The 21025-nt window shown below is 71.0% G+C and carries 15 protein-coding genes; 9 read left to right on the top strand and 6 right to left on the bottom strand.

Annotation, left to right across the window (positions count from 1 at the left end; translation table 11 throughout):
- Positions 1-216: 216 nt before the first annotated feature.
- The gene (locus AOK03_RS25405) at positions 217-747 is read right to left on the bottom strand and encodes a GNAT family N-acetyltransferase (RefSeq protein WP_244177739.1); all 531 of its coding nucleotides are present in this window, start codon (positions 745-747) and stop codon (positions 217-219) included.
- A gap of 103 nt (positions 748-850) precedes the next feature.
- Here AOK03_RS25405 and AOK03_RS25400 point away from each other — a divergent pair, with 103 nt between their 5' ends.
- Both AOK03_RS25400 and AOK03_RS25395 read left to right on the top strand, forming a co-directional pair.
- A complete protein-coding gene (locus AOK03_RS25400) occupies positions 851-1723 on the top strand; it encodes an LLM class flavin-dependent oxidoreductase (RefSeq protein WP_055567655.1) in 873 nt (290 codons plus the stop codon).
- A gap of 62 nt (positions 1724-1785) precedes the next feature.
- A complete protein-coding gene (locus tag AOK03_RS25395) occupies positions 1786-2790 on the top strand; it encodes a LysR family transcriptional regulator (protein WP_079074953.1) in 1005 nt (334 codons plus the stop codon).
- 47 nt (positions 2791-2837) lie between these two features.
- On the opposite strand, the gene AOK03_RS25390 is transcribed toward AOK03_RS25395, so the two are convergent.
- Together AOK03_RS25390 and AOK03_RS25385 are read right to left on the bottom strand one after the other, a co-directional pair.
- Positions 2838-3494: a TetR/AcrR family transcriptional regulator gene (locus AOK03_RS25390; RefSeq protein ID WP_079074952.1), complete on the bottom strand. Its 657-nt coding sequence runs from the start codon at positions 3492-3494 to the stop codon at positions 2838-2840.
- A 54-nt stretch (positions 3495-3548) separates the two neighbouring features.
- Positions 3549-4490 (bottom strand): alpha/beta fold hydrolase, encoded by a 942-nt coding sequence (locus tag AOK03_RS25385; RefSeq protein WP_055567654.1) that lies wholly within the window; start codon positions 4488-4490, stop codon positions 3549-3551.
- Positions 4491-4726: 236 nt separating this feature from the next.
- Here AOK03_RS25385 and AOK03_RS25380 point away from each other — a divergent pair, with 236 nt between their 5' ends.
- The 3 genes from AOK03_RS25380 to AOK03_RS25370 all read left to right on the top strand — a co-directional run bounded on the left by AOK03_RS25380 (position 4727) and on the right by AOK03_RS25370 (position 7532).
- On the top strand, positions 4727-5377 hold the full coding sequence (locus tag AOK03_RS25380) for an HAD family hydrolase (protein WP_055567653.1): 651 nt from the start codon (positions 4727-4729) through the stop codon (positions 5375-5377).
- A gap of 170 nt (positions 5378-5547) precedes the next feature.
- Complete coding sequence (locus tag AOK03_RS25375; RefSeq protein ID WP_055567652.1) at positions 5548-6768, top strand: acyl-CoA dehydrogenase family protein; 1221 nt, start codon at positions 5548-5550, stop codon at positions 6766-6768.
- Complete coding sequence (locus AOK03_RS25370) at positions 6765-7532, top strand: SDR family oxidoreductase (protein WP_055567651.1); 768 nt, start codon at positions 6765-6767, stop codon at positions 7530-7532. Before AOK03_RS25375 ends, AOK03_RS25370 begins: the two co-directional genes overlap by 4 nt.
- Positions 7533-7565: 33 nt before the next feature.
- On the opposite strand, the gene AOK03_RS25365 is transcribed toward AOK03_RS25370, so the two are convergent.
- Both AOK03_RS25365 and AOK03_RS25360 read right to left on the bottom strand, forming a co-directional pair.
- Positions 7566-8042: a (2Fe-2S)-binding protein gene (locus tag AOK03_RS25365; protein ID WP_055567650.1), complete on the bottom strand. Its 477-nt coding sequence runs from the start codon at positions 8040-8042 to the stop codon at positions 7566-7568.
- Between the two features lie 18 nt (positions 8043-8060).
- Complete coding sequence (locus AOK03_RS25360; RefSeq protein ID WP_055567649.1) at positions 8061-10388, bottom strand: molybdopterin cofactor-binding domain-containing protein; 2328 nt, start codon at positions 10386-10388, stop codon at positions 8061-8063.
- A 381-nt stretch (positions 10389-10769) separates the two neighbouring features.
- Here AOK03_RS25360 and AOK03_RS25355 point away from each other — a divergent pair, with 381 nt between their 5' ends.
- The 4 genes from AOK03_RS25355 to AOK03_RS25340 all read left to right on the top strand — a co-directional run bounded on the left by AOK03_RS25355 (position 10770) and on the right by AOK03_RS25340 (position 19845).
- Positions 10770-12227: a lipase/acyltransferase domain-containing protein gene (locus AOK03_RS25355; protein ID WP_055567648.1), complete on the top strand. Its 1458-nt coding sequence runs from the start codon at positions 10770-10772 to the stop codon at positions 12225-12227.
- Positions 12224-17836, top strand: coding sequence for an ATP-binding protein (locus AOK03_RS25350; RefSeq protein WP_055567647.1), 5613 nt, complete (start codon positions 12224-12226; stop codon positions 17834-17836). Before AOK03_RS25355 ends, AOK03_RS25350 begins: the two co-directional genes overlap by 4 nt.
- A 151-nt stretch (positions 17837-17987) precedes the next feature.
- Positions 17988-19148 carry a phosphate ABC transporter substrate-binding protein PstS gene (gene pstS, locus AOK03_RS25345; protein ID WP_279616333.1) on the top strand — a complete coding sequence of 387 codons (1161 nt, stop codon included), beginning with the start codon at positions 17988-17990 and terminating at the stop codon, positions 19146-19148.
- Between the two features lie 73 nt (positions 19149-19221).
- Positions 19222-19845 (top strand): LysE family translocator, encoded by a 624-nt coding sequence (locus AOK03_RS25340; protein ID WP_055567646.1) that lies wholly within the window; start codon positions 19222-19224, stop codon positions 19843-19845.
- A gap of 16 nt (positions 19846-19861) precedes the next feature.
- Here the strand turns inward: AOK03_RS25340 and AOK03_RS25335 are convergent, their stop codons facing one another.
- Positions 19862-21019 (bottom strand): oxygenase MpaB family protein, encoded by a 1158-nt coding sequence (locus AOK03_RS25335; protein WP_055567660.1) that lies wholly within the window; start codon positions 21017-21019, stop codon positions 19862-19864.
- Positions 21020-21025: the final 6 nt, after the last annotated feature.

Here is a 21025-nt window from a genome sequence, read left to right as displayed (position 1 = left end):
CCCACGCGCCCCGCCGTCGTGCGACGCGACTCCCCGTATCCCGAAGAACAGCCCCACCACCAGCACGAAACCGATGACGGAAAACACCCAGACCGGCAACCCATCGGCGCCTGAACCGGAGCGAACAGCCATGACGGCACCCCCGTTTCGCCTTCTCCCATGATGCTGCGGAGGGGCGGTGCCCGGAATCCTTATGGCCGACTCGGCCCGCAGAGCTCACCGATGTGCTGGGCGCCAGTAGAGCGCGGGATCGGGGTGGTCGACGAAGCCCAGGTCCCGGTAGAGCGGTTCGCCCTGGGTGGATGCGTACAGGTCGACCCGGGAGGCGTCCTGCGCGCGGAACCAGTCGAGCAGCGCCCGCATGATCGCCCGGCTGTGGCCGCGGCGCCGGTGCGCGGGGTCGGTGACCACACCGATGACGTGGCCGACCCGGCCGGTGAGGTTGTGCGGACCGGGGAACCACTGTTCGACGGTGCCGATGCCGCAGGCTGCGAGTCCGTGTTCGGCGTCCACGACGAGGATGCGGGCGGTGTCCGCCGTCAGCTGTTCCTTCAGCACGGCGGTCAGGTTGTGGCGCCAGTCGTTCCGGTCCGGCTGGACCGGCTGGACCGGTGCGGGGTTGAAGTACTCCCCGCCGAGGGTCTCGAAGAGCAGCGCCCGCAGGCGTACGAGCTCGGGCAGGTCGGCCTCCACCGCCCGGCGAACGCCGGTGCGGAGCATGGTGGGTTGTCCGGTGGGCTGGTTCATGACGATCACCCTTGAGTAAGGGTCTTGTACATCACAACCCTTACCTGGACCGGGACCTGGATTCCCTGTTGATCGCGGTCCACGGGCGGGATAGGAAGACGCCATGACGACTCTCGGCGTGGTGTTCCGTCCCCAACTTCCCCCCGAGCGCCTGCGTGCGATGGTGCGCACGGCCGACGACGCGGGACTCGAAGAGCTGTGGCTCTGGGAGGACTGCTTCCTGGAGAGCGGCATCGCGGCCGCGGCCGCCGCCCTCGCATGGTCCGAGCGGCTGCGCGTGGGGGTCGGGCTGCTGCCCGTGCCGCTGCGGAACGTCGCCCTCGCCACCATGGAGGCGGCCACGCTGCACCGGCTGTTCCCGGACCGCGTCATGCTCGGCGTCGGGCACGGCGTGCAGGACTGGATGGGGCAGGTGGGAGCGCGGGCGGAGTCGCCGCTCACCCTCCTGCGCGAGCATCTCGACGCGATGCGGGCCCTGCTGGCGGGCGAGCGCGTCACGACGCGGGGGCGGTACGTCCGGCTCGACGGCGTCGCGCTCGACTGGCCGCCCGCCTCGGCCCCCGCGGTGTACGCGGGCGCGCGGGGGCCGCGGTCGCTGCGGCTCACCGGAGAGTCCGCGGACGGCACCATCCTGGACGCGAGCACCGGACCGGACGGTGTGCGCCGCGCCCGTCAACTCATCGACGAGGGGCGGGAGTCGGCCCGGCGCGAGGGCGCCCACCCCGTGGTGGTCTACCTGCTCGCCGCGACCGGCCCCGACGCGGAGGCCCGGCTGCGGGCCGAGCTCCGGAGCGAGGGCAAGGAAGACGTCGCCGGGCTCGGAGTCGCAGGGGACGCCGAGGACGTGGCGAAGGCCGTCGGGCGGCTCGCCGAGGCGGGGGCCGACACGGTCGTCCTGCAGCCCACCACGGACGAACCGGACCCGGAGGGGTTCATCCGCTTCGCCACGGATCGGGTGCGCCCGCTGCTGGACTGAGGGGCCGTGGTCCCGAGGTGCCGTGGTCGCCCGCTCCATCGGCACCCTTTAGGCTCCCGGTCATGGGACATAGGGACGCCGATGGGAACGCCGACGCGGACACCGACGCCGACGGCGGCTCGAAGGAGGTGCTCGGCGATGCGCACGGCTGGGGCGGCGCGGGCGGTGCCGCCTCGCTCGACCTCAACCAGCTCCGCACCTTCCTCGCGGTCTACCGCTCCGGATCCTTCACCGCGGCCGCCCGCCTCCTGGGCCTGTCGCAGCCCACGGTCACCGCGCAGATCCGCTCCCTGGAGCGCAGGCTCGACCGGGAGCTGTTCGAGCGGCTGCCGCGCGGCGCGGCCCCCGCGCCCTTCGCCGACGAGCTGGCGTCCCGGATCGTGGAGCCCCTGGACGCCCTCGCGGAGGCCGCGGGCCACGGCGGTGACAGTTCCGCCGAGCCGGTCCACGTGGCGGGCCCTGCGGAGCTCCTCTCCCACTGCGTGCTGCCCCGCGTCGCTCCGCTGGTGGAGAAGGGCGTGGTGCTGCGGGTCGCGACCGGCCTGACGGATGACCTCCTGGAGGAGATGCGCGCGGGCCGGCACGACCTGCTGATCGCCACGGCCCGTCCCCGCGGCCGGGCGCTGGCCGCGGTGCCCCTGGCCGACGAGGAGTTCGTCCTGGTCACGACGGCGGCCTGGGCGGAGCGGATCGGCGGTCCTGCGCGGCTCGCCGCCGACGGCCCCGCGGCGCTGCACGGCATCCCACTGGTGGCGTACGCCGAGGACCTGCCCATCGTCCGCCGCTACTGGCGCCACGTCTTCGGCAAGCGCCTGGTCTGCAAGCCCGCCGTCACCATGCCCGATCTGCGCGCGGTCAAGGCCGCAGTCGTGGGCGGCGCGGGATTCAGCGTGCTGCCCCGCTACCTGTGTCTCGACGAGCTGGCGTCGGGCGCGCTGCTCCTGCTCAACGACCCGGACGACCCGCCCATCAACACCGGCTACCTCGTCCAGCGGCCCGGCTCTTCGGACAACCCGCACGTCGCCCTGGTCAGGGACCACCTGCTGGAGTCGGCGCGCGGCTGGTAGCGGAGCGCCCGGGGAGCCGTGGACCGAGCTGCGGGGAGCCGTCGTGCTCAGGCCTCGGGCGCGGGGTCCCGCAGCCGCAGCCCGTTCTCCCAGATCGTGTTGAGCGTCGTGACGAGCCGCTCGTACGGGATGCGCTGCCCGAGCACGAACACCATGTAGGCCATGCGGCTCACCATGACGGACAGGGCGTGCGCGGTGATCAGCGGATCCAGGCTCGTGTCGGCCTGGCCGTTCTCCTGCAGGGTCCGGATCAGCTTGGCGTTGCGCCGGGCGAACGCGTTGCCGCGCTCGATGCGCAGCGCCATGAACTGCTCGTCCACCTGGGCGACTTGCTCGAACAGAGCCATGAGGCGGGCGTTCTTCTTGTACGCCCGCAGGTACTCGCGGTTCGACGCGTCGATGAGCTCGCGGGGGTCGGTGATGCCGGTGCGCTCGCGCAGGTGCGGGTGGAGCATCTCCTCCTGCACCTGCTCGACCAGCGCCTGGAAGATCTCTTCCTTGCTGTTGAAGTACGTGTAGAACGACCCGGAGGCGACGTGCGCCGCCTTGGAGATGTCCGTGATGCGGGCGTCCAGATATCCGTCGCGCTCGAACACCTCGCGCGCGGCGGCGATCAGTGCGTTGCGCGTCCTGACGCCGCGGGCGCTGCGGGGCGTGATCGGTTGCTTCTGGCCGCCGTCTGCGGCCGGGGCCTGGGCAGCCACTGCGATCCATTCACTGTCGGTCGAACCTGTACGTATCGGTGGCAGCGGATGTTATCAGCCGACCGTGGAGAGGAACTCCAGGAGAGCGGCGTTCACGTCGTCGGGCCGCTGCTGCTGGATCCAGTGGCCCGCGCCGTCGACCACGAGGTGCCCCCGCTGGTCGGTCAGCATCAGGTCGTGGTCCTTCGTCGGCATGAACTGCCCGACGGGATCCTTGGACCCGGTGATGAACAGCGAGGGCTGCGTGATGCGGCGGTCGGCCAGGTGCTCGGTGAGCTCCCAGTTGCGGTCGAGGTTCCGGTAGTAGTTGAGTCCGCCGGTGAATCCGGTCCGCTCGAACGCATCCACGTAGTAGGACAGTTCCTCGTCGTCGAGCCACGGCGGGGGCGATGACGGCTCGTCGTTCCGCCCGGCCCACCGAGCGGACCAGATCTCCTTCGCGACGAGCGTCCTGCGCACGTCCCGGCCGAGGGCCGCGTCCGCGACTCCGGGCTCCTGGAACCACACCATGTAGAAGTCGTCGCCGAGGCGCTTGCGCAGGATCGGGATCGGGGGCGCCGGGGCCCGCCGCGCCACCGGCACGCTCATCCCGGCCACCGCGCGCACCCGCTCCGGGTGGGCCAGCGCCAGCTGCCACACCACGGCGGCGCCCCAGTCGTGCCCCACGAAGACGGCGTCGTCCGCGCCGACGTCGTCGAGGATCGCGGTCAGGTCGCCGCAGAGCGTGAGGATGTCGTACGCGTCGGAGTCGGCCGGGCGTGAACTCCCGCCGAATCCACGCATGTCGGGGACGAGGACGCGGTACCCCGCCCGCGCCAGCGCGAAGAGCTGGTGGCGCCAGGAGAACGCCAGCTCGGGAAAGCCGTGGCACAGGACCACCGGCGGCCTGCCCGGCCGCTCGTCCCCGTGGTCGAAGACGCGGAGCGTGATGTCGCCCGAGGCGACCTCGCGCGTCGCGACGCTCTCCCACTCGGCGAGGGTGATGTGTGTCGACATGTGCAGAACCTCCGTGGTCCGCAGGTGGCCGCGCGACCGACTCGCGCCGTTCGGTGCCGCGTTCACAACATTGAACTTGAAGTTGGATTCGAATGTACAGGGTGCCCGGGGTGTCCGAGGCCCCCCCGGGAGCTTCGGCTGCTGCGGCGAGATGCGCCGACGGTCTCTCGACCCTTGAACTTGAACCCGGATTCAAATACGTTGACGGGACCCGAGACGAGCGAAGGTGCGGTGCGATGAGTGATGTGGGGAGTGCCGAGCAGCCGCGTAGTGCGGTCCTGTTCGACTTCGGCGGGGTCCTGACCACCAGCGTCGTCGCCGCCTTCGAGGATCTCGGCACGGAACTGGCCGACGATCCGCGGCTGTTGCTCCGGCTCCTCTCCCGGGACGAGGAGAGCCGCAGGCTGCTCGTGGCGCACGAGGAGGGCCGCATCGGCGAGCGGGAGTTCGAGAACGGTTTCGCGGCGCGGCTGCGGGCCCATGGGGCGGCGGCGGATGGGTCGGGCCTGGTGCGCCGCATCCAGTCCCGGCTGCACCCGGACCCCGGCATGATCGCCCTGGTGGCGAAGGTGAGGGCCGACGGGCACCGCGTGGGACTGCTCTCCAACTCCCTCGGCGACCACTGCTACGACGGCTTCGACCTGCCCGCGATGTTCGACGCCGTGACGGTGTCCGGGGAGATCGGGGTGCGCAAGCCGTCGCGCCGTGCGTACGCGGTCGCGTGCGAGCGTCTCGGCGTACGGCCCGAGGACACCGTGATGGTGGACGACCTGCCGCAGAACATCGTGGCGGCGGAGCGGGTCGGCATCGCCGGAGTCGTGCACCGCGACGCGCCCACGACGGCGGCGCAGCTGACCGGGTTGCTCGCACCGGCCACCGGAGCCTGATGCGGGCCGACGGCCCGGCGGTGTATCCAGAGGGCGAGCCCCGGGCCCGGACCCGGCTCCGGACCAGGATTGCCGGACAAGCCGAACGCAAGACTTCCGGACCCAAGACTTCCGGCCCCAAGATTTCCGGCTCCGGCACCACCGGATCCAAGACCGTTGGAGGACGACCCGTGTTCGACGTGACCGACAGGGCCAAGGAGTACCAGGAACGGCTGCTCGCCTTCATGGACGAGCACGTCTATCCGGCCGAGGCGGTGTACGACGCCCAGATGGCGGAGTCGGGCGACCCGCACTGCCACCCGCCGGTCCTAGAGGAGCTCAAGGCCGAGGCCAGGAAGCAGGGCCTGTGGAACCTCTTCCACCCCCACCCGGAGTGGGGCCCCGGCCTGACCAACCTGGAGTACGCGACGCTCGCCGAGATCATGGGCCGCAGCGCGCACCTCGCCCCCGAGGCCACCAACTGCAACGCGCCGGACACCGGCAACATGGAGGTCCTCACGCTCTTCGGCACCGACGAGCACAAGGAGAAGTGGCTGAAGCCGCTGCTCGCCGGCGAGATCGCCTCCGCGTTCGCCATGACCGAGCCCGCCGTCGCCAGCTCCGACGCCCGCAACATCGAGATGCGGATGGTCCGCGACGGCGACGACTACGTCCTCAACGGCCGCAAATGGTGGACCTCCAACGCCCTGCACAAGAACTGCCGGGTGCTCATCGTCATGGGCAAGACCGACCCGGAAGGGCCGAGCCACCGCCAGCAGAGCATGATGGTCGTCCCGCTCGACACCCCCGGCGTCACGGTTCTGCGCAACCTCCCGGTCTTCGGCTACCAGGACCGCGAGGGCCACGCGGAGGTGCTCTTCGAGGACGTACGCGTCCCCGCCACCGCCCTGCTCGCGGGCGAGGGCGACGGCTTCATGATCAGCCAGGCGCGGCTCGGCCCCGGCCGCATCCACCACTGCATGCGCACGATCGGCATGGCGGAGCGCGCCCTGGACCTGATGATCGACCGCGCCACGTCGCGCACGACGTTCGGTGCGCCGCTCGCCGACCGGGCGAACATCCAGGACTGGATCGCCGAGTCCCGCGTCGAGATCGACATGGCACGTCTGCTGACCCTCAGGGCCGCTTACCTGATGGACACCGTCGGCAACAAGGAAGCCCGCACGGAGATCGCCGCCATCAAGGTCGCCGCGCCCGAGGTCGCCCTCAAGGTCGTCGACCGGGCGATCCAGGTGCACGGTGGCGGGGGTGTCAGCGACGACTTCCCGCTCGCCAGCATGTACGCACATCTGCGCACTCTGCGGCTCGCGGACGGTCCCGACGAGGTGCACAAGCGTGCGATCGCGCTGCGGGAGCTGCGTCGCCGCGAGAACGAGCGGAGCGGCCGATGAGTACGCCGGGCGCCAAGGACTCCCTGGCAGGGAAGGTCGCCGTCGTCACCGGCGCCTCGCGGGGCATCGGACTCGCGGCGGCCGCAGCACTGCGCGACCGCGGCGCCCAGGTCGTGGTCACCTCGCGCAGCGAGGAACGCGCCAAGGAGGCAGCAGCCCAACTGGGCGTCGGGGTGAGCGGGTTCGGGGCCCACGCCACCGACGAGGAGGCCGCGCGCGCCTGCGTCGACCACACCGTCGCGACGTACGGCAGCCTCGACATCCTCGTCAACAACGCCGGTACGAACCCCGCGTACGGCCCGGTCATCGACCAGGACCACGGGCGCTTCGCCAAGACGATGGACGTCAACCTCTGGGCGCCCATCCTGTGGACGTCGCTCGCGGTGCAGGCATGGATGGGCGAGCACGGCGGCTCCGTCGTCAACACCGCCTCCATCGGCGGCCTTTCGGTCGCCGAGGACGTCGGTATCTACCACGTCTCCAAGGCCGCGCTCATCCATCTCACCAAGCAACTCGCCCTGGAACTGGCCCCTGCGGTCCGCGTGAACGCCATCGCCCCCGGAGTGGTCCGCACCAAGCTCGCCGAGGCGCTGTGGGAGGAGAACGAGGCGCGGGTCGCCGCGGCCACCCCGCTGGGCCGCATCGGCGAACCGGAGGACCTGGGGGAGGCCGTGGCGTTCCTCGCCGGGGACGGCGCCCGCTGGATCACGGGGGAGACCCTCGTCGTGGACGGCGGCCAGCTCCTCGGAGGCGGGCCGCTGTGACGTCCGCCCCCCGGGGCGCGGCCCGCCGGGGGGTCACATCTTCTTCGCACCCGCCCTGATCGCGTCGCGGATGCGGTTGTACGTGCCGCAGCGGCAGATGTTGCGGATCTCGTCGAGGTCGCGGTCCTCGATCTCGCGGCCCTCGGCGGCGGCCTGGCGGACCTTGGCGACGGCGGTCATGATCTGGCCGGGCTGGCAGTAGCCGCACTGCGCGACGTCGAGGTCCAGCCAGGCCTCCTGCATCGGATGGAGGTCCTTGCCGACGGTGGCGGGCAGGCCCTCGATCGTGGTGATCTCGTCGTCCGGCGCGACCTTGGAGACGGGGACCGAACACGGGTTGAAGGCCTTGCCGTTGATGTGCGAGGTGCAGGCCTGACAGACGCCGAGGCCGCAGCCGTACTTGGGTCCGGTGACGCCCAGCAGGTCGCGGAGCACCCACAGAAGGCGTACGTCGTCCTCGGCCTCGACGGTGATCTGCTCGCCGTTGAGCTTGAAGGTGTGGCTTGCCATGGAGGGGATCAGGGCTCCTCAGAAGGCGCGGTCGAGACCGTCGGTGGGGGACTGGGGCGTGGAGGGTTCGCGGGGCAGCGGGTCGAAGCCGATCGTGCCGTGGTTGATCGGGAAGCTCGTGGGCAGCGTGTCCGTCGCGCGCGCGTACGCGCAGGCGATGGCGGCGAACGCGGGCGCCACGCCCAGCTCGCCCGCCCCCGCGGGTTTGTCGCCCGTGCCGGGCATGACGACGACGCGCAGTTCCAGCGGGGTGTTCCACTGCCGTGTGTAGAAGTAGTTGTCCCAACTGCCCTCCAGCGGCAGACCGTCCTCGATGTGCAGGCTGGAGGTGAGGGCCATGGCGAGCGCGTCGTTGAAGCCGCCCATCATCTGGGCCTCGAGCCCACGGGGGTTGATGGCGAACCCCGCGTCGACGACGATCAGTGCCTTGGTGACGCGCGGCCCGGTCACCGCGTCCCGGATCTTCCGGTTGACGGTCTCGGGCCGGCAGTCGATCTCGACGAGCGTGGCGACCGCGCCCCGGTACTCCGCGTGCAGGCCGATGCCCTGCGCCATCCCCGCGGGCAGCTTCCTGCCCCAGTCGCCCTCCTCGGCCGCCCGGTCCAGGACGGCGCGCAGCCGCTCGTCCTTGACGAAGGTGCGCCGGAACTCCACCGGGTCCTTGCCCATCTTCGCGGCGAGCCGGTCGACGACCAGCTCGCGGGCACAGGCCACATTGGGGGAGTAGATGTTGCGCATGCTCCCGGTGTTGAACTTCAGCGGCACCTCGTTGAGGAGCTGGGTGGTGGCGCCGAAGTGGTACGGCGTGGACTGCGTCAGCTGGAAGATCGTCTCGGCGAACGTCAGATTGCCCGCGACGGGCAGCTTCGCCGCCGCCGACGTGATCATCTCGCCCAGACCGTGACCGAAGTCGGTCTGCGAGCCGGTGTGCCGCTGCTCGTAGCTGAGCACGCTGCCGAGGGCGTACGTCGCGCGCACGCGGGAGACGCACATCGGATGCGTGCGGCCCTGCCGGAAGTTGTCCGTGCGGGACCAGGACAGCTTGACCGGCTTGCCCATCTTCCGGGAGATCTCCGCGGCCTCGGCGGCCACGTCGTGGAAGAGGTGCCGCCCGAAGGACCCGCCGCCCTCCACCACGTGCACGGTGACCGCCTTCTGCGGCAGCCCCAGGCGCGCCGCGATGTCCTGCTGCGCCACGATCGGCACCTTGAGGCTCGCCCAGATCTCGGCGCGGTCGGCACGGACGTCGGCGATCGCGTTGTCCGGCTCCAGCGGGCTGTTGCTGGCGAACGCGAAGGTGAACTCGGCGTCGATCTTCTTGGTGAGCAGGGGCGGCACGATCATCGGCAGCGCGGCCGCCTTGATCTTGCGCAGGACGGTGTCGTCCGACTCCCCGTCCACGGTGCCCCGCCCCCAGGTCACCTCCAGGGCCCGCAGCGCGTCGATGCACTGGCCGAACGTCGCGCCGCGCACGGCCACCCCGTGCTCGACCGTGGCGACATCGGTGATGCCGGGCATGCGCAGGACCGCGTCGGCGTTGTGCACCGCCTCCACCGTCCCGTTGATGGTCGGCGGCCTGCGCACCATGGTCGGCTTGGCGTCGGGCACGTCGTGGTCCATGCCGAACTTCTTGCGTCCGGTGACGATCTCCAGCGCGTCGATGCGGTTGCGCGGCGTGCCGAGGACCGTGAAGTCGTCCCGGGACTTGAGGGGCGCGGACGCCGTACGGACCTTGGTGCTCGCGGCCTTCTCGGCGAGGGAGCCGTAGGTGGCGCTGCGCGTCGACCCGTGCCTGATCACCCCGTCCTTCGTGGTGAGTTCGGCGGCCGCGACTCCCCACTGGGCGGCCGCGGTCGCCACGAGCCGGTGCCGGGCGACGGCCGCCGCGGTGCGTACCGGCAGATACATGCTGCGCATGGAGTTGGAGCCGCCGGTGAACTGGTTCATCAGCAGCTCGGGCCGCGCGTCGGCGAGGGCGACCCGCACCTTCTCCAGGGGCAGGTCCATCTCCTCGGCGATCATCATCGCGATGGCGGTGGTCATGCCCTGGCCCACCTCGGCACGGGGCACCGCGAACGAGGCGGTGCCGTCCGTGTGCACCTGGACCGTGATCATTCCGGCGGTCGGGGCGGCCACCAGGTTCTGCAGATCGCCGAGGTCGAAGAGGTTCTCGGGCTGCGGAAGCGACGGTACGACCGCCTCCGCGGTACCCGCGGCCTCGACCGCCTCGGCGGGCGGTCCGGCCAGCCCGTCGGCCCCCAGCCGCACGCCCACGGCGAGGGTCGGGGCGGCGAGGAGATAGGCGAGCACTCTGCGTCGGTCCGGCAGATGGCTGGGGTCGGCCATGTGGGGTCGGGTCCTTCCGTGACGTGAACGAGGTGACAAGTGTGGCCTGCGGTACGCCCCGTGGCGGTCGGGTGGCCGGTAAAGACCCATGCCACCAGTGGGGACGGCGCCATCGGCAGTGGCGACAGCCTCATATCGGGCAGGCGCTTCGCCGACGCGTGCGGTCACGTGCGGTTACGTGGACCACCTCGGGTGCGGGCAGCACGCGATGACGGATCGCCGCGCGCCCGATCCGTTTTGGGCTGTCAAATCCAGAAGTCCCGTGAGATCAAGGGCACTTGTCGCCCGATTACCTAGCGTAGCCGCCCGTACGGGCCTACCGTTGCTGCCCTGGGAGTGCCTCCACACCTGAAGGCGGCCAGTGGGAACGGGGGAGGCGCCGTGACGCGACTCAAGCATCTGGTCGTCGTGGTGCCCGGTATCGGGGGCAGCGTGCTGCAGACACCCGACCGGGCCAAGCGGTGGGACGAGCACCGCCGACGCTTCGTCGCGGCGGCCACCCGGCCGCACCGGCTGGGCCTGGACGCGCATCCGGACCTGGTTCCCGTCGGCCTGATGCCGGACATCACGCTGATCGGCCCCTTCGTCGTGCCCGGCTACGACGGCCTGGTGCGCAAGATCCGCAACCGCTTCGACCACGTGCAGGTCGACGTGGCCCGTCCCGGACACGACCGGGACGACCGCGCGGACGTGGTCCTCTTCCCGTACGACTTCCGGCACAGCATCCAGCACGCGGCCGAGCGGCTCGCCGCCGACGTGTCGGCGCGGCTGGGAGGTGAGCACGCGGGAGCGCGGCGCAGGCGCGTGATCGTGGTCGCGCACTCCATGGGCGGCCTGGTGGCGCGGTACTGGCTGGGACCCCTGGGCGGCGCGGCGGACTGCGCGGCACTGATCACCCTCGGTACCCCGCACCGCGGTGCCCCCAAAGCGCTGGGGGTCCTGACGAACGGCGTGAAGGTGGGACCCAAGCGGTTGGCCGGACTCTCCGAAGTGCTGCGTCAGTGGCCCTCGGCGTACGAACTCCTGCCGCGCTACCCGGCGGTGGGGCGACCGGACGGCGCGGCACCGCTCAGGCCCCATGAGCTGGTGGAGGGCGGCCCGGTCGACGCGGCGTTCGTGGCGCGGGCGAAGGCCGCCTTCGGGGTGCACCAGGACATCGAGGCGGCCTGGAACGAGCTGCCCGGCAGGCCCGACTCCCCTGAGGTGACCGCGCTGTTCGGCAGGGGGCACGCCACGCTGCAGCAGGCCGTGCTCCTGCCGTCCGGGCTCTCGGTGACGAAGGGGGCACCCGACTGGCTGCCCAACCGCGACTGGCTCGGTGACGGCACGGTTCCGGCGATCTCGGCCATCCCCATCGAACAGCAGGACATGCGTGCCCGCCGGGCGGTCACGGAGCGCCACATGGCGCTGGCCTCCTCGTCCGCGGTCGTCGACGTACTGGGCGAGTACGCGGGAGAAGCCCTCGGAGCGGTACGAGGCGACGTACCGGAACACCCTTGGCTCGGCCTCGACCTGGAGGACACCGCTCCCGTCGGCACCCCGATCCCGGTCGGCGTGACCCTGCACGGCGTGCGGGCGGACGAGCGGACGCAGGTACGGGTTCGGCTCCGCGCGCGTGACGGCGGGGAGCGTGCGGGCGAGGGCGGCGGCGGGCCGGGCGCGTCCTGGCTGCCGTGCGACAGGTCCGGTGACGACCGGTGGCTGACGGAACTCCTGCCGCCGGGTCGCGGGAGCTACACGGTGGAGGTCGCGGCCACCGGAGTACCGGCGGTGGACCGCCTGCGGGCCGGGGACGTCGTGGGCGTGGTCGACGTCGAGCGATGGGGAGCGGACCGGTGAGCGCGGCGTGGCGCCGGTGGGCGGGCGGCGATCCCAGGACCCTGATCGAGTACGTCCAGCGCGGGCACCGGGGCGACAGCGCGCGCGGAGCGCCGGCCGACCTGCTCGGCACCGGGATGCCCGCGCCCGGGGAGGGGCCGCGGGCATCCCGCGCCCGTGCTCTGTACGAGGCCTTCGCCTCGCTGCGCATCCAGTACGCGGACGAACCGACGACCAGCGACCCCGGCCGCCAGACCATCCGGCCGCCGGACCAGGTGCTCGGCCGACCGCGCCACGGCACGTGCCTCGACCTCGCGGTCACCTTCGCCGGAGCCTGTCTGGACGCCGGACTGCATCCCCTGATCATCGTCCTGGCCGGTGCCCGGGCGGGTGATCCGGCACATGCGCTGGTCGCCGTCTGGCTCGACGGCAACTGGTCCAATCGCGCCCACCGCGACTACCGGTGGGACGAACAGGACCCCGACTGGCAGACCCTCCCACCGGACTTCGTCGACCAGCTCGCCGAGACCGAGGACTCGCCCGGCGCGTTCCTCGCCGTCGACATCACCGGCGTCGCCTCTCGCGTCGACTCGGCGGACCCGCGGCGCCGGGAACAGCAGTCCTGGGACCAGTCGGTGGCCCACGGCGCCGCGCTCCTTCGGGAGGCCTCCGCGGACCGCTGGAGCGTGACGGTCGACGTCGGTCTGGGATACGAGCACTGCGAGCCGCACCCGCTGCCCTACCGTCCGAGCACCGACGTCCTGGCGGCGCCCTACCTTCCGGTGCCGGAACCGGTGGGAGAGCCGGTGGGAGGGCCGGTGGGGGAGTCGACAGGAGATCCTGAGGGGGAGTCGACAGGAGATCCGGAGGGGGAACCGTCGGGCGAACCATTGGGGAACGGCGCAGGAAGCAACAGGCCACTGCCCTCCCTGTGGGCCCGCCACGACGCCATCCGTTTCCACCCCCGGGACGAACTCGACTTCCTCCAGGACTGGTTCCAGGCGCCGGACCCCCGAGGGCCGCGTACGCGGATCGTGCTGCTGCACGGCGTCGGCGGCGCGGGCAAGACCCGCCTGGCCGCGGAGCTCGCCCACCGCCTCGCCACCACCGGCTGGTACGCCGGTTTCCTCGTCCGCGAACCCGACTCCCAGGACCGGGCCTGGCTCGGCGACGTCGCCTCCCCGCTGCTCGTCGTCGTCGACTACGCCGAGGACCGCAAGTCCGCGGACGTCATCAACGTGCTGCGCACCCTGCGCCACCGCGAAGCGCCCACCTGCCTGCTGCTGACCGCGCGGACGATCAGCAGCTGGTGGGACGAGGAGATCGCGGTCGCGCTCAAGGAGGACGGCCACCCCTATGAGCTGCACGACAGCGCCCTGGCGGCCCGCCACCCACGCCACACCGGCGTCTACCGGGCGGCGTTGCGCTCCTTCGGGGGCTCGGAGGCCACGGCCATGGGCAGCAGCCCTCCTCCCGACCCCGCCTCCGGTCGCTGGACCACCCTGGACCTGGTCATGCTCGCCTGGCTCGCCGCCCGCGCGGACGGCACCGAGGGAGTGCCCGGTTCGGCGGACGAGCTGTACGAGAAGGTCCTCGACCACGAACTGGGCTACTGGGTACGGGCGTACAAGACCCAGATCGGCAAGCCGTCGAGGCGGACGCGACAGGTACTGCGCGAGGCGGGCGCCTGCCTCAGCCTCCTGGCACCTCGTGAGGACCGGCTCGACCACACGCTGAAGTCGATCAAAGAACTGGGGGACGACGCCGGGCGCCGCGACGAGATAGCGGCCCTGCTCACCGACCTGCTGCCCGCCGCTCCCGAGGACGGCACGCTGGCGGTGCGCCCGGACCCGCTCGGCACGCATCTCGCGGCCAGGGTGTTCGGGGCCGATCGGGTGCTGCTCGAAGGGTGCCTGAAGCAGGCGGACCCGGACGAGCGGCTGAACGCCTGCGTGAGCATCTCGCGGTTCGCCGCCTCGTCGGGCGAGGAATCCTCGGCGGCAGGCATCGCACAGGCCGCACTGGCCGCGGCTCCCGACCTGTGGCGCCCGGCGCTGTCGGTGGCGGCGACGCAGGGAGGCATCTTCCTCGGGGCCCTGGAGAGACTTGCCGCGGTCGAGGACTCGCCGCTGCCGCTGGCCGGGCTCGCCGCTTCGGTCCCGGCCGGGCACAGCACCTTGCGCAATCTCGCATTGATCGCCACCCGGTGTTCCGAACCCGACGGCGCCGATGCCACGTCCGAGGAAGCACGAGCGGCACGGGCATCGTGGCTGAACAACCTGTCGGTCCGGCTGAGCGAGATGGGGGAACGTGAGGACGCTCGCCGTGCCATCTCCGAAGCCGTCGACCTCTATCGCGCGCTCGCCGAAGCCGACCCCGCCGCGTTCCTTCCCAACCTCGCCATGTCCCTCAGCAACCAGTCCAACAGGTTGAGCGATACGGGAGAACGCGCGGCGGCACTCGCTTCGGTGACGGAGGCAGTCGAGCTCTATCGCACCCTCGCCGAGTCCGACTCCATCGGCTTCCTGCCCAACCTCGCCACCTCGCTGAACAACCTGTCCAATCGGCTTGCCGAGACCGGCGATCGCCAGGGTGCACTCACCTCCATCACCGAGGCCGTCGAGATCCGTCGTGCCCTGGTGGAGGTGGAGCGCGCTGCTTACCTCCCCGACCTGGCCGCGTCCCTCAACAACCTGTCCAACCAGCAGGGTGACACCGGAGACCGTGAGGCGGCGCTCGTTTCGATCACCGAAGCCGTCACCCTCTATCGCACCCTCGCCGAAGCCGACCCGGCCGCCTTTATGCCCAACCTCGCCTCCTCTCTCAACAACCTCGCCAACCAGCAGAGCGAGGTGGGAGACCGTGAGGCCGCTCTCCAGTCCATCATCGAGGCGGTCGAGATCCGTCGTGCTCTCGTGGGAACGAACCGGGCCGCCTTCCTCCCCGATCTCGCCGGATCCCTGAGCAACCTCTCGGTACAGCAGAGCGATGTGGGCCGACGCGGCGAAGCCCTTGCTTCGAGCAGCGAGTCCGTCGACCTCTATCGCGACCTTGCCCGGTCCGACCCCGCCGTCTTTTCCGCGGGGCTCGCCGGAGCCCTCAACAACCTCTCGAACCGGTTGAGCGACAGCGGGGACCGTGCGCGGGCGCTCGCTTCGATCACCGAGGCGGTCGACCTCTATCGCGACCTTGCCCGGGCCAACCCCGCCGCGTTTCTGCCCGACCTCGCGATGGTGCTCAACAACCTCTCCAATCAGCAGGGTGACATGGGCGACTGCGAGGCCGCCCTCGCCTCGATCACCGAGGCGGTGGAGATTCGACGACCTCTCGCCCGGGCCAATCCGGGCGCCTTCCTCCCCGACCTCGCGGGCTCCCTCAGCAACCTCTCCAATTGGCTGAGTGATGCCGGGGACCGTGAGGGGGCGCTCGCTGCGATCACCGAGGCCGTTGCCTTCTATCGAGCCCTCGCTCGGGCGAAACCCGCCGCGTTTCTGCCCGACCTCGCCATGGTGCTCAACAACCTCTCCAACCGGCAGGGCGAAATGGGTGTCCGCGAGGCTGCCCTCACCTCCGTCATCGAGGCGGTCGAGATCCGTCGCTCTCTCGTGAGAACGAATCGAGCCGCCTTCCTCCCCGACCTCGCCGGGTCCCTCAGCAACCTCTCGGGCCGGTTGAGCGCGGTCGGCGACCGTGAGGCCGCGCTTGCCGCAGCCACCGAGGCCGCGGACGTCTTCCGCTCCCTCGCCCGGACCGACTCGGCCGCCTTCCTTCCCCACCTTGCCACGGCCCTCAACAACCTCTCGGTACAGCAGGGGGATGCCGGGTCCCTCGATGCGGCGCTCGCTTCGATCATCGAGGCGGTAGAGATCCGTCGCACCCTCGCCGAGGCCAACCCCGCCGCGTTTCTGGACGGTCTGGCCGGTTCGCTCAACAACCTTTCGGTCCAGCAGAGCGAGGTCGGCGACAGCGATGCGGCGCTCGCTTCGATCACCGAAGCCGTCGCCTTGTACCGCACCCTCGCCGAGGCGAATCCCGTCGGCCTCCTCCCGGACCTCGCCTCCGCCCTCAGTAACCACTCCAACCGTTTGAGCGCTGTCGGCGACCACGAGGCTGCCCTCGTCTCCGTCAACGAGGCGGTGGAGATTCGTCGCGGTCTCGCCCGGGCCAATCCGGACGCCTTCCTCCCCGACCTTCCGGGCACCCTCAACAACCTCTCGGGGCGGCTGAGCGCCCTCGGAGACCGTGCGGCGGCGCTCGCGGCCATCAGCGAAGCCGTCAGCCTGTACCGAACACTCGCCCGGACCAGTCCGGGCGCCTTCCTCCCCGACCTTGCCAAGGCCCTCTCCAACCTCTCTGCCCAGCAGCACGAGGCGACCGACCACGAGGCTGCCCTCGCCTCCATCACCGAGGCAGTGGAGATCCGTCGCGGTCTGGCCCGGACCAACCCGGCAGCCTTCCTCTCCGACCTGGCGTTTTCCCTGAACGACCTCTTTCACCAACAGGACGGGCAGCAGCGTCTCGCCGAAGCGCGGCACGCATCCGACCAAGTGATCTCGGAGTTCCCGTCCGGGCCACAAGCCGAACTCCTCGCCTCGCGTGCAGGATGGTTCCACCTGCACGACGATCACGCGGGAGCGACATCGGACCTGCTCGCCGCCGCTCGGTGCGCGGATACGACCTCCGAACCCGCCTGGGCCGGGCGCTCCCGCCGCGCCGTCCGGAGCGTCGTCGAGGAGCTGGGCCTGAGCGAACCGGCGCGCCCCTACCTGGATTCAGTTCTCGCGGACCTCCCCGCATGGGCGAACACCGCGCTCTCGCCCGAGACCATCGAACGTTTCGACCAGTGGCTCTCCGCGCGGAGTTGGTCCGACCGGGACGCCTTCCTCCGAGAGACGTATCCGCTTCTCTCGGCGCCGGAAGAACAGGCCGCTCTGGCTGCCGCCCGCATGCTGTACCCGGAAGCCGGCGGTCTCGACGCGCTCGCGGACCTTCTGGACGCCGCCCGTGAGCACGGTCTGGCGCAGGTGCTCGACGCACTCGGCGAAAGCAGTTCCAGAGCCGGTCTGGTCGACCAGTGGCTCGCCACCCCCACGTGGCCGGAAGACCTGGAATTCCTGCTGAGCCATCGGCAGCTGACGGAAGATCCTCTGGTCCGGGACGTACTCGCCGCACGTGCACGGTCGGACGACCCGACGTCGTTCCAACACCTCGGCATCCTCGATCTCCTCGGCCGGCTCCCCGCCACCGACGTCTATGACGCGATCATCGACCCCTCGACGGCGGTCGACACCGCCATGGCGTTCGTGGGGGAGGGCCGGCCGGACGACCTCGTCCCGCTGTTCCTCGCGGCCCCGGTCCTGACGGAAACGCCTTTCGTCACCGCATATCTGTTCGCCGTACGCGCGGTGTTCGCCCCGGCAACTGGCGACGAGGATGCCCCGACTCCCACTGATCTCATCGCGGAAGCCGCCGAGCAGGGTTCCGAAGTACAGCGAGGTGCGGGTGCGGCGCGGCTGCGCAGACTGGCCCAGCACCGGCCGGAGCACGCCACTGAGCTGCTGCGACTGGCGTCCGCCCTCACGGCATCGGAGCCGGCGCCGAACGCCGGAACGTCCTCCGGCACGGGATGAGGCGGGGGCGGACCCCCGCCTCCGCCTCCGCCCCACCTCCGTACAGCAGGACGTCGTCCGATGTTCGCTCCGGCGTTACCCGCCGACACCGTGGATGGGCCAGCATCTGAGGTCCGGCCGAGCTCCGCTTCGCGGCACCGAGGGGACAACGTTGCAACACCCACGTCCAGGACGTACGCACCACCAAGGAGGGGGAGCACGCGCCGCGGTCTCCCTCACGGCTCTGCTGTCGCTGTCACTCACCGGATGCGGTGTCGCGGGACTCGGTGACGACGGGGACGAGGGCGGGGGCGCGCGGTCAGCCGTCGGCGCCGCCGCCGTTGCCGGGATCGACTGCGCCGACACGGGCAAGGTCCAGGGGACCGGTTCTAGTGCGCAGCAGAACGCGATGAAGTACTGGATCAAGCGTTACCAGAGCGCTTGCCCGGGGGTGCGGATCGCGTACAACCCGATCGGATCCGGGGCGGGCGGCGCGCAGTTCCTACGGGGCGCGACCACGTTCGGCGGCTCCGACAGTGCGCTCAAGCCCGATGAGGTCGAGCGCTCGAAGGACGTCTGCCGGGGCGGGCGGGCCATAGACCTGCCCATGGTCGGCGGCCCCATCGCGATCGGCTACGACGTGCCCGGCGTCGAGGACCTGACGCTGGACGCCTCGACCCTCGCCAGGATCTTCGACCGGAAGATCACCATGTGGGACGACCCGGAGATCCGGCGGCTCAACCCCGGCGCCGACCTGCCGTCCATGCCGGTCCGCCCCGTGCACCGGTCGGACGACTCCGGCACCACGCAGAACTTCCAGGCCTATCTGGCGGGCGCGGCCCCCGAGGTCTGGACCCACCCGCCGGCCAAGGCCTGGCAGGGGACGGGCGGCGCGTCCGCGAGCGGATCCAGTGGTGTCGCCTCGGAAGTGACCTCCGGGGTGGGAGCGATCGGCTACTTCGAGCTGTCCTTCGCACGGGCCCGCCAGATCAAGACCGTGAGCGTCGACACCGGGGCGCCCGCCGCGGTCGCACCGACGCCCGCGACGGCGTCGGCCGGTATCGCGGCCGCCCGGGTCTCGGGCCAGGGCCGCGACATGAAGCTGAAGTTCCGCTACGACGCCTCGACCCCGGGCGCGTACCCGATCGTCCAGGTCACCTACGAGATCGTCTGCGACAAGGGGAACCAGCAGGCGACCCTGCCCGCGCTGAAGTCGTTCCTCACCTACACCGCGAGCAAGGTGGGGCAGAAGGACCTGTCCCGGCTGAACTACGCCCCGCTGCCGGAGACCGTCGCGGGTCAGGTGCGGGACGTGGTCGACACGCTCTCCTGACGCGACGTACGTCCCGGGCGGCGGGGGAGCGGGGTGAGCGGGGGCTCCTCCGTCCGGGTGCGAGACTGCTCGTATGTTCACGGAAATCATGGCGGCGACCGGAGTGCTCGCCCTGCTCACGATGGTGCCGGGGCCCGACATGGCCGTGGTCACCAAGCGCGCCGTCGGGGCCGGCTGGCGCGACGGGCTGCGCACGGTCGGCGGGATCACCGCCGGGCTGCTGATCTGGGGCGTGCTGACCGTCGCCGGTCTTGCCGCCGTCCTCGCCGCCTCGGCCACCGCGTACACGGTGGTGAAGCTGCTCGGCGCCGCCTACCTGCTGTTCCTCGGGGCGCAGGCCCTGTGGCAGAGCCGCCGCCGTGGCGGTCGGCCGGTCGCCGTCCCCGGCGCGGCGAAGGTCGGCGGCAATCCGTGGCGCACCGGCCTCGTCAGCAACGTACTCAACCCGAAGATCGCCGTCTTCTACACGGGCCTGCTGCCCACCCTCGCGCCCCACTCCCTCCCCTCGCACCTGGGCATGGCCGTGCTCGTCGTCCTCCACGCGGTGCTCACCCTGGTCTGGCTGGGCGGATACGTCATGGTGCTGTCCAAGGCCCGCGCCTTCTTCGAGAAGCCCGCGGTGCGTCGGGCCCTGGACCGCGTGACGGGTGTGGTCCTCATCGGCTTCGGACTGAAGGTGGCGACGGCCGACAGCTGAGAACCCGCCCTGGCACTCACACCGTGGCGGCGGGCGGGGTCCACCGGTGGGTGCGGGGCACCGCGTGGGAGACGCCGTAGTCCTTCTTGAGCTGCTCGGGAATGGCGTAGTGCATGACGCGTCCACGGGTGAGCGAGGACAGTTCGAGGACGCTGACGAGGTGACCCAGACGGTCCAGTGCCCAGGAGCCGAGCGGGGAGTGGTCCTCAATGGTCTCCAGGACGCCGAGGAGGTGGGGCACGGTCTTGACGACGGTGTCCCACGGGGTGCGGGGCACCGCGAGCCAGTCGGCGCAGGTGTCTCCGACGAGGTAGCGGATGAGGGCGGAGACGATCGGGTCGAGGAGGGTGCCGGGCACCACCTCCTCGTAGAGGTCGATGAGCTGCCGAGTGAGGTGCGCGCCCTCCTGCGAGGGCGCCATGTGCCGGACCATGTACAGGTCGAGGAAGTGGCGGGCCTCGTCGAGGGTCTTGGGGACGGCGTCCTGGTCGACGCCGAGCATCGCACCGACCACGCGCCAGGCGTAGTAGTACGCTTCCGCGCCCTCCGTCGACATGTGGATGCCCAGGCGGTGCAGGCTGTCCAGGACGAGCATCGAGAAGAACATCTGCCCGCCGATCATGTCCTCCTGGCAGATCGGCGTGCCGAGCGCGTCGGTGTCCCACCGGTTCTCGCGTACGAGGTGGTGGCGGATGGAGGCGTGCAGGAGGCGGACCTTCTGGGCGGCGGGGATGAAGCGGCTGCCGCTCTCGAAGGCGTCGGGCTGCATCAGATAGACGGTGAACTGCCCGGTCTCCGCCATCCGTTTGGAGGGGTACTTCAGTCCGTGAGTGGCCGAAAGGAGCTTCGCCACGTGCGGGACGACGTAGCAGGCGGGCATGGAGGCGAAGGACAACGCGGTGGAGATGTGCACGTTGTTGTCGATGAAGAACAGGCGGGCCTTCTCCATCTCCCCCCAGTCCACCCACGCCGGCGGGACACGGGTGGCCTCCAGATATTCGCGCGCGACGTCGGGGAGCCCGTCCGGGAGGGGGGCGCCGGCGGTGGAGACGTAGCGCATCAGGGTGTTGAACGTGCCCACCTGACCGCGTTCGAAGAGTGTGGCGACGGTGGCGTCGGCGAGTTCGTCACCGGCCTGTCGCAGGGTGTTCATCGATGCCTCGGAGCAGGGCATGGCGGC

It is taken from the genome of Streptomyces atriruber, assembly GCF_001418325.1.
GTDB lineage: Bacteria > Actinomycetota > Actinomycetes > Streptomycetales > Streptomycetaceae > Streptomyces > Streptomyces atriruber.
This window is presented reverse-complemented; position numbering and strand designations above follow the sequence as displayed.

Coding starts and splice junctions, on each gene's coding strand:
- AOK03_RS25405 (WP_244177739.1), bottom strand. CDS start 747: ATGAACCAGCCCACCGGACAACCCACCATGCTCCGCACCGGCGTTCGC.
- AOK03_RS25400 (WP_055567655.1), top strand. CDS start 851: ATGACGACTCTCGGCGTGGTGTTCCGTCCCCAACTTCCCCCCGAGCGC.
- AOK03_RS25395 (WP_079074953.1), top strand. CDS start 1,786: ATGGGACATAGGGACGCCGATGGGAACGCCGACGCGGACACCGACGCC.
- AOK03_RS25385 (WP_055567654.1), bottom strand. CDS start 4,490: ATGTCGACACACATCACCCTCGCCGAGTGGGAGAGCGTCGCGACGCGC.
- AOK03_RS25380 (WP_055567653.1), top strand. CDS start 4,727: ATGAGTGATGTGGGGAGTGCCGAGCAGCCGCGTAGTGCGGTCCTGTTC.
- AOK03_RS25370 (WP_055567651.1), top strand. CDS start 6,765: ATGAGTACGCCGGGCGCCAAGGACTCCCTGGCAGGGAAGGTCGCCGTC.
- AOK03_RS25365 (WP_055567650.1), bottom strand. CDS start 8,042: ATGGCAAGCCACACCTTCAAGCTCAACGGCGAGCAGATCACCGTCGAG.
- AOK03_RS25360 (WP_055567649.1), bottom strand. CDS start 10,388: ATGGCCGACCCCAGCCATCTGCCGGACCGACGCAGAGTGCTCGCCTAT.
- AOK03_RS25340 (WP_055567646.1), top strand. CDS start 19,222: ATGTTCACGGAAATCATGGCGGCGACCGGAGTGCTCGCCCTGCTCACG.
- AOK03_RS25335 (WP_055567660.1), bottom strand. CDS start 21,019: ATGCCCTGCTCCGAGGCATCGATGAACACCCTGCGACAGGCCGGTGAC.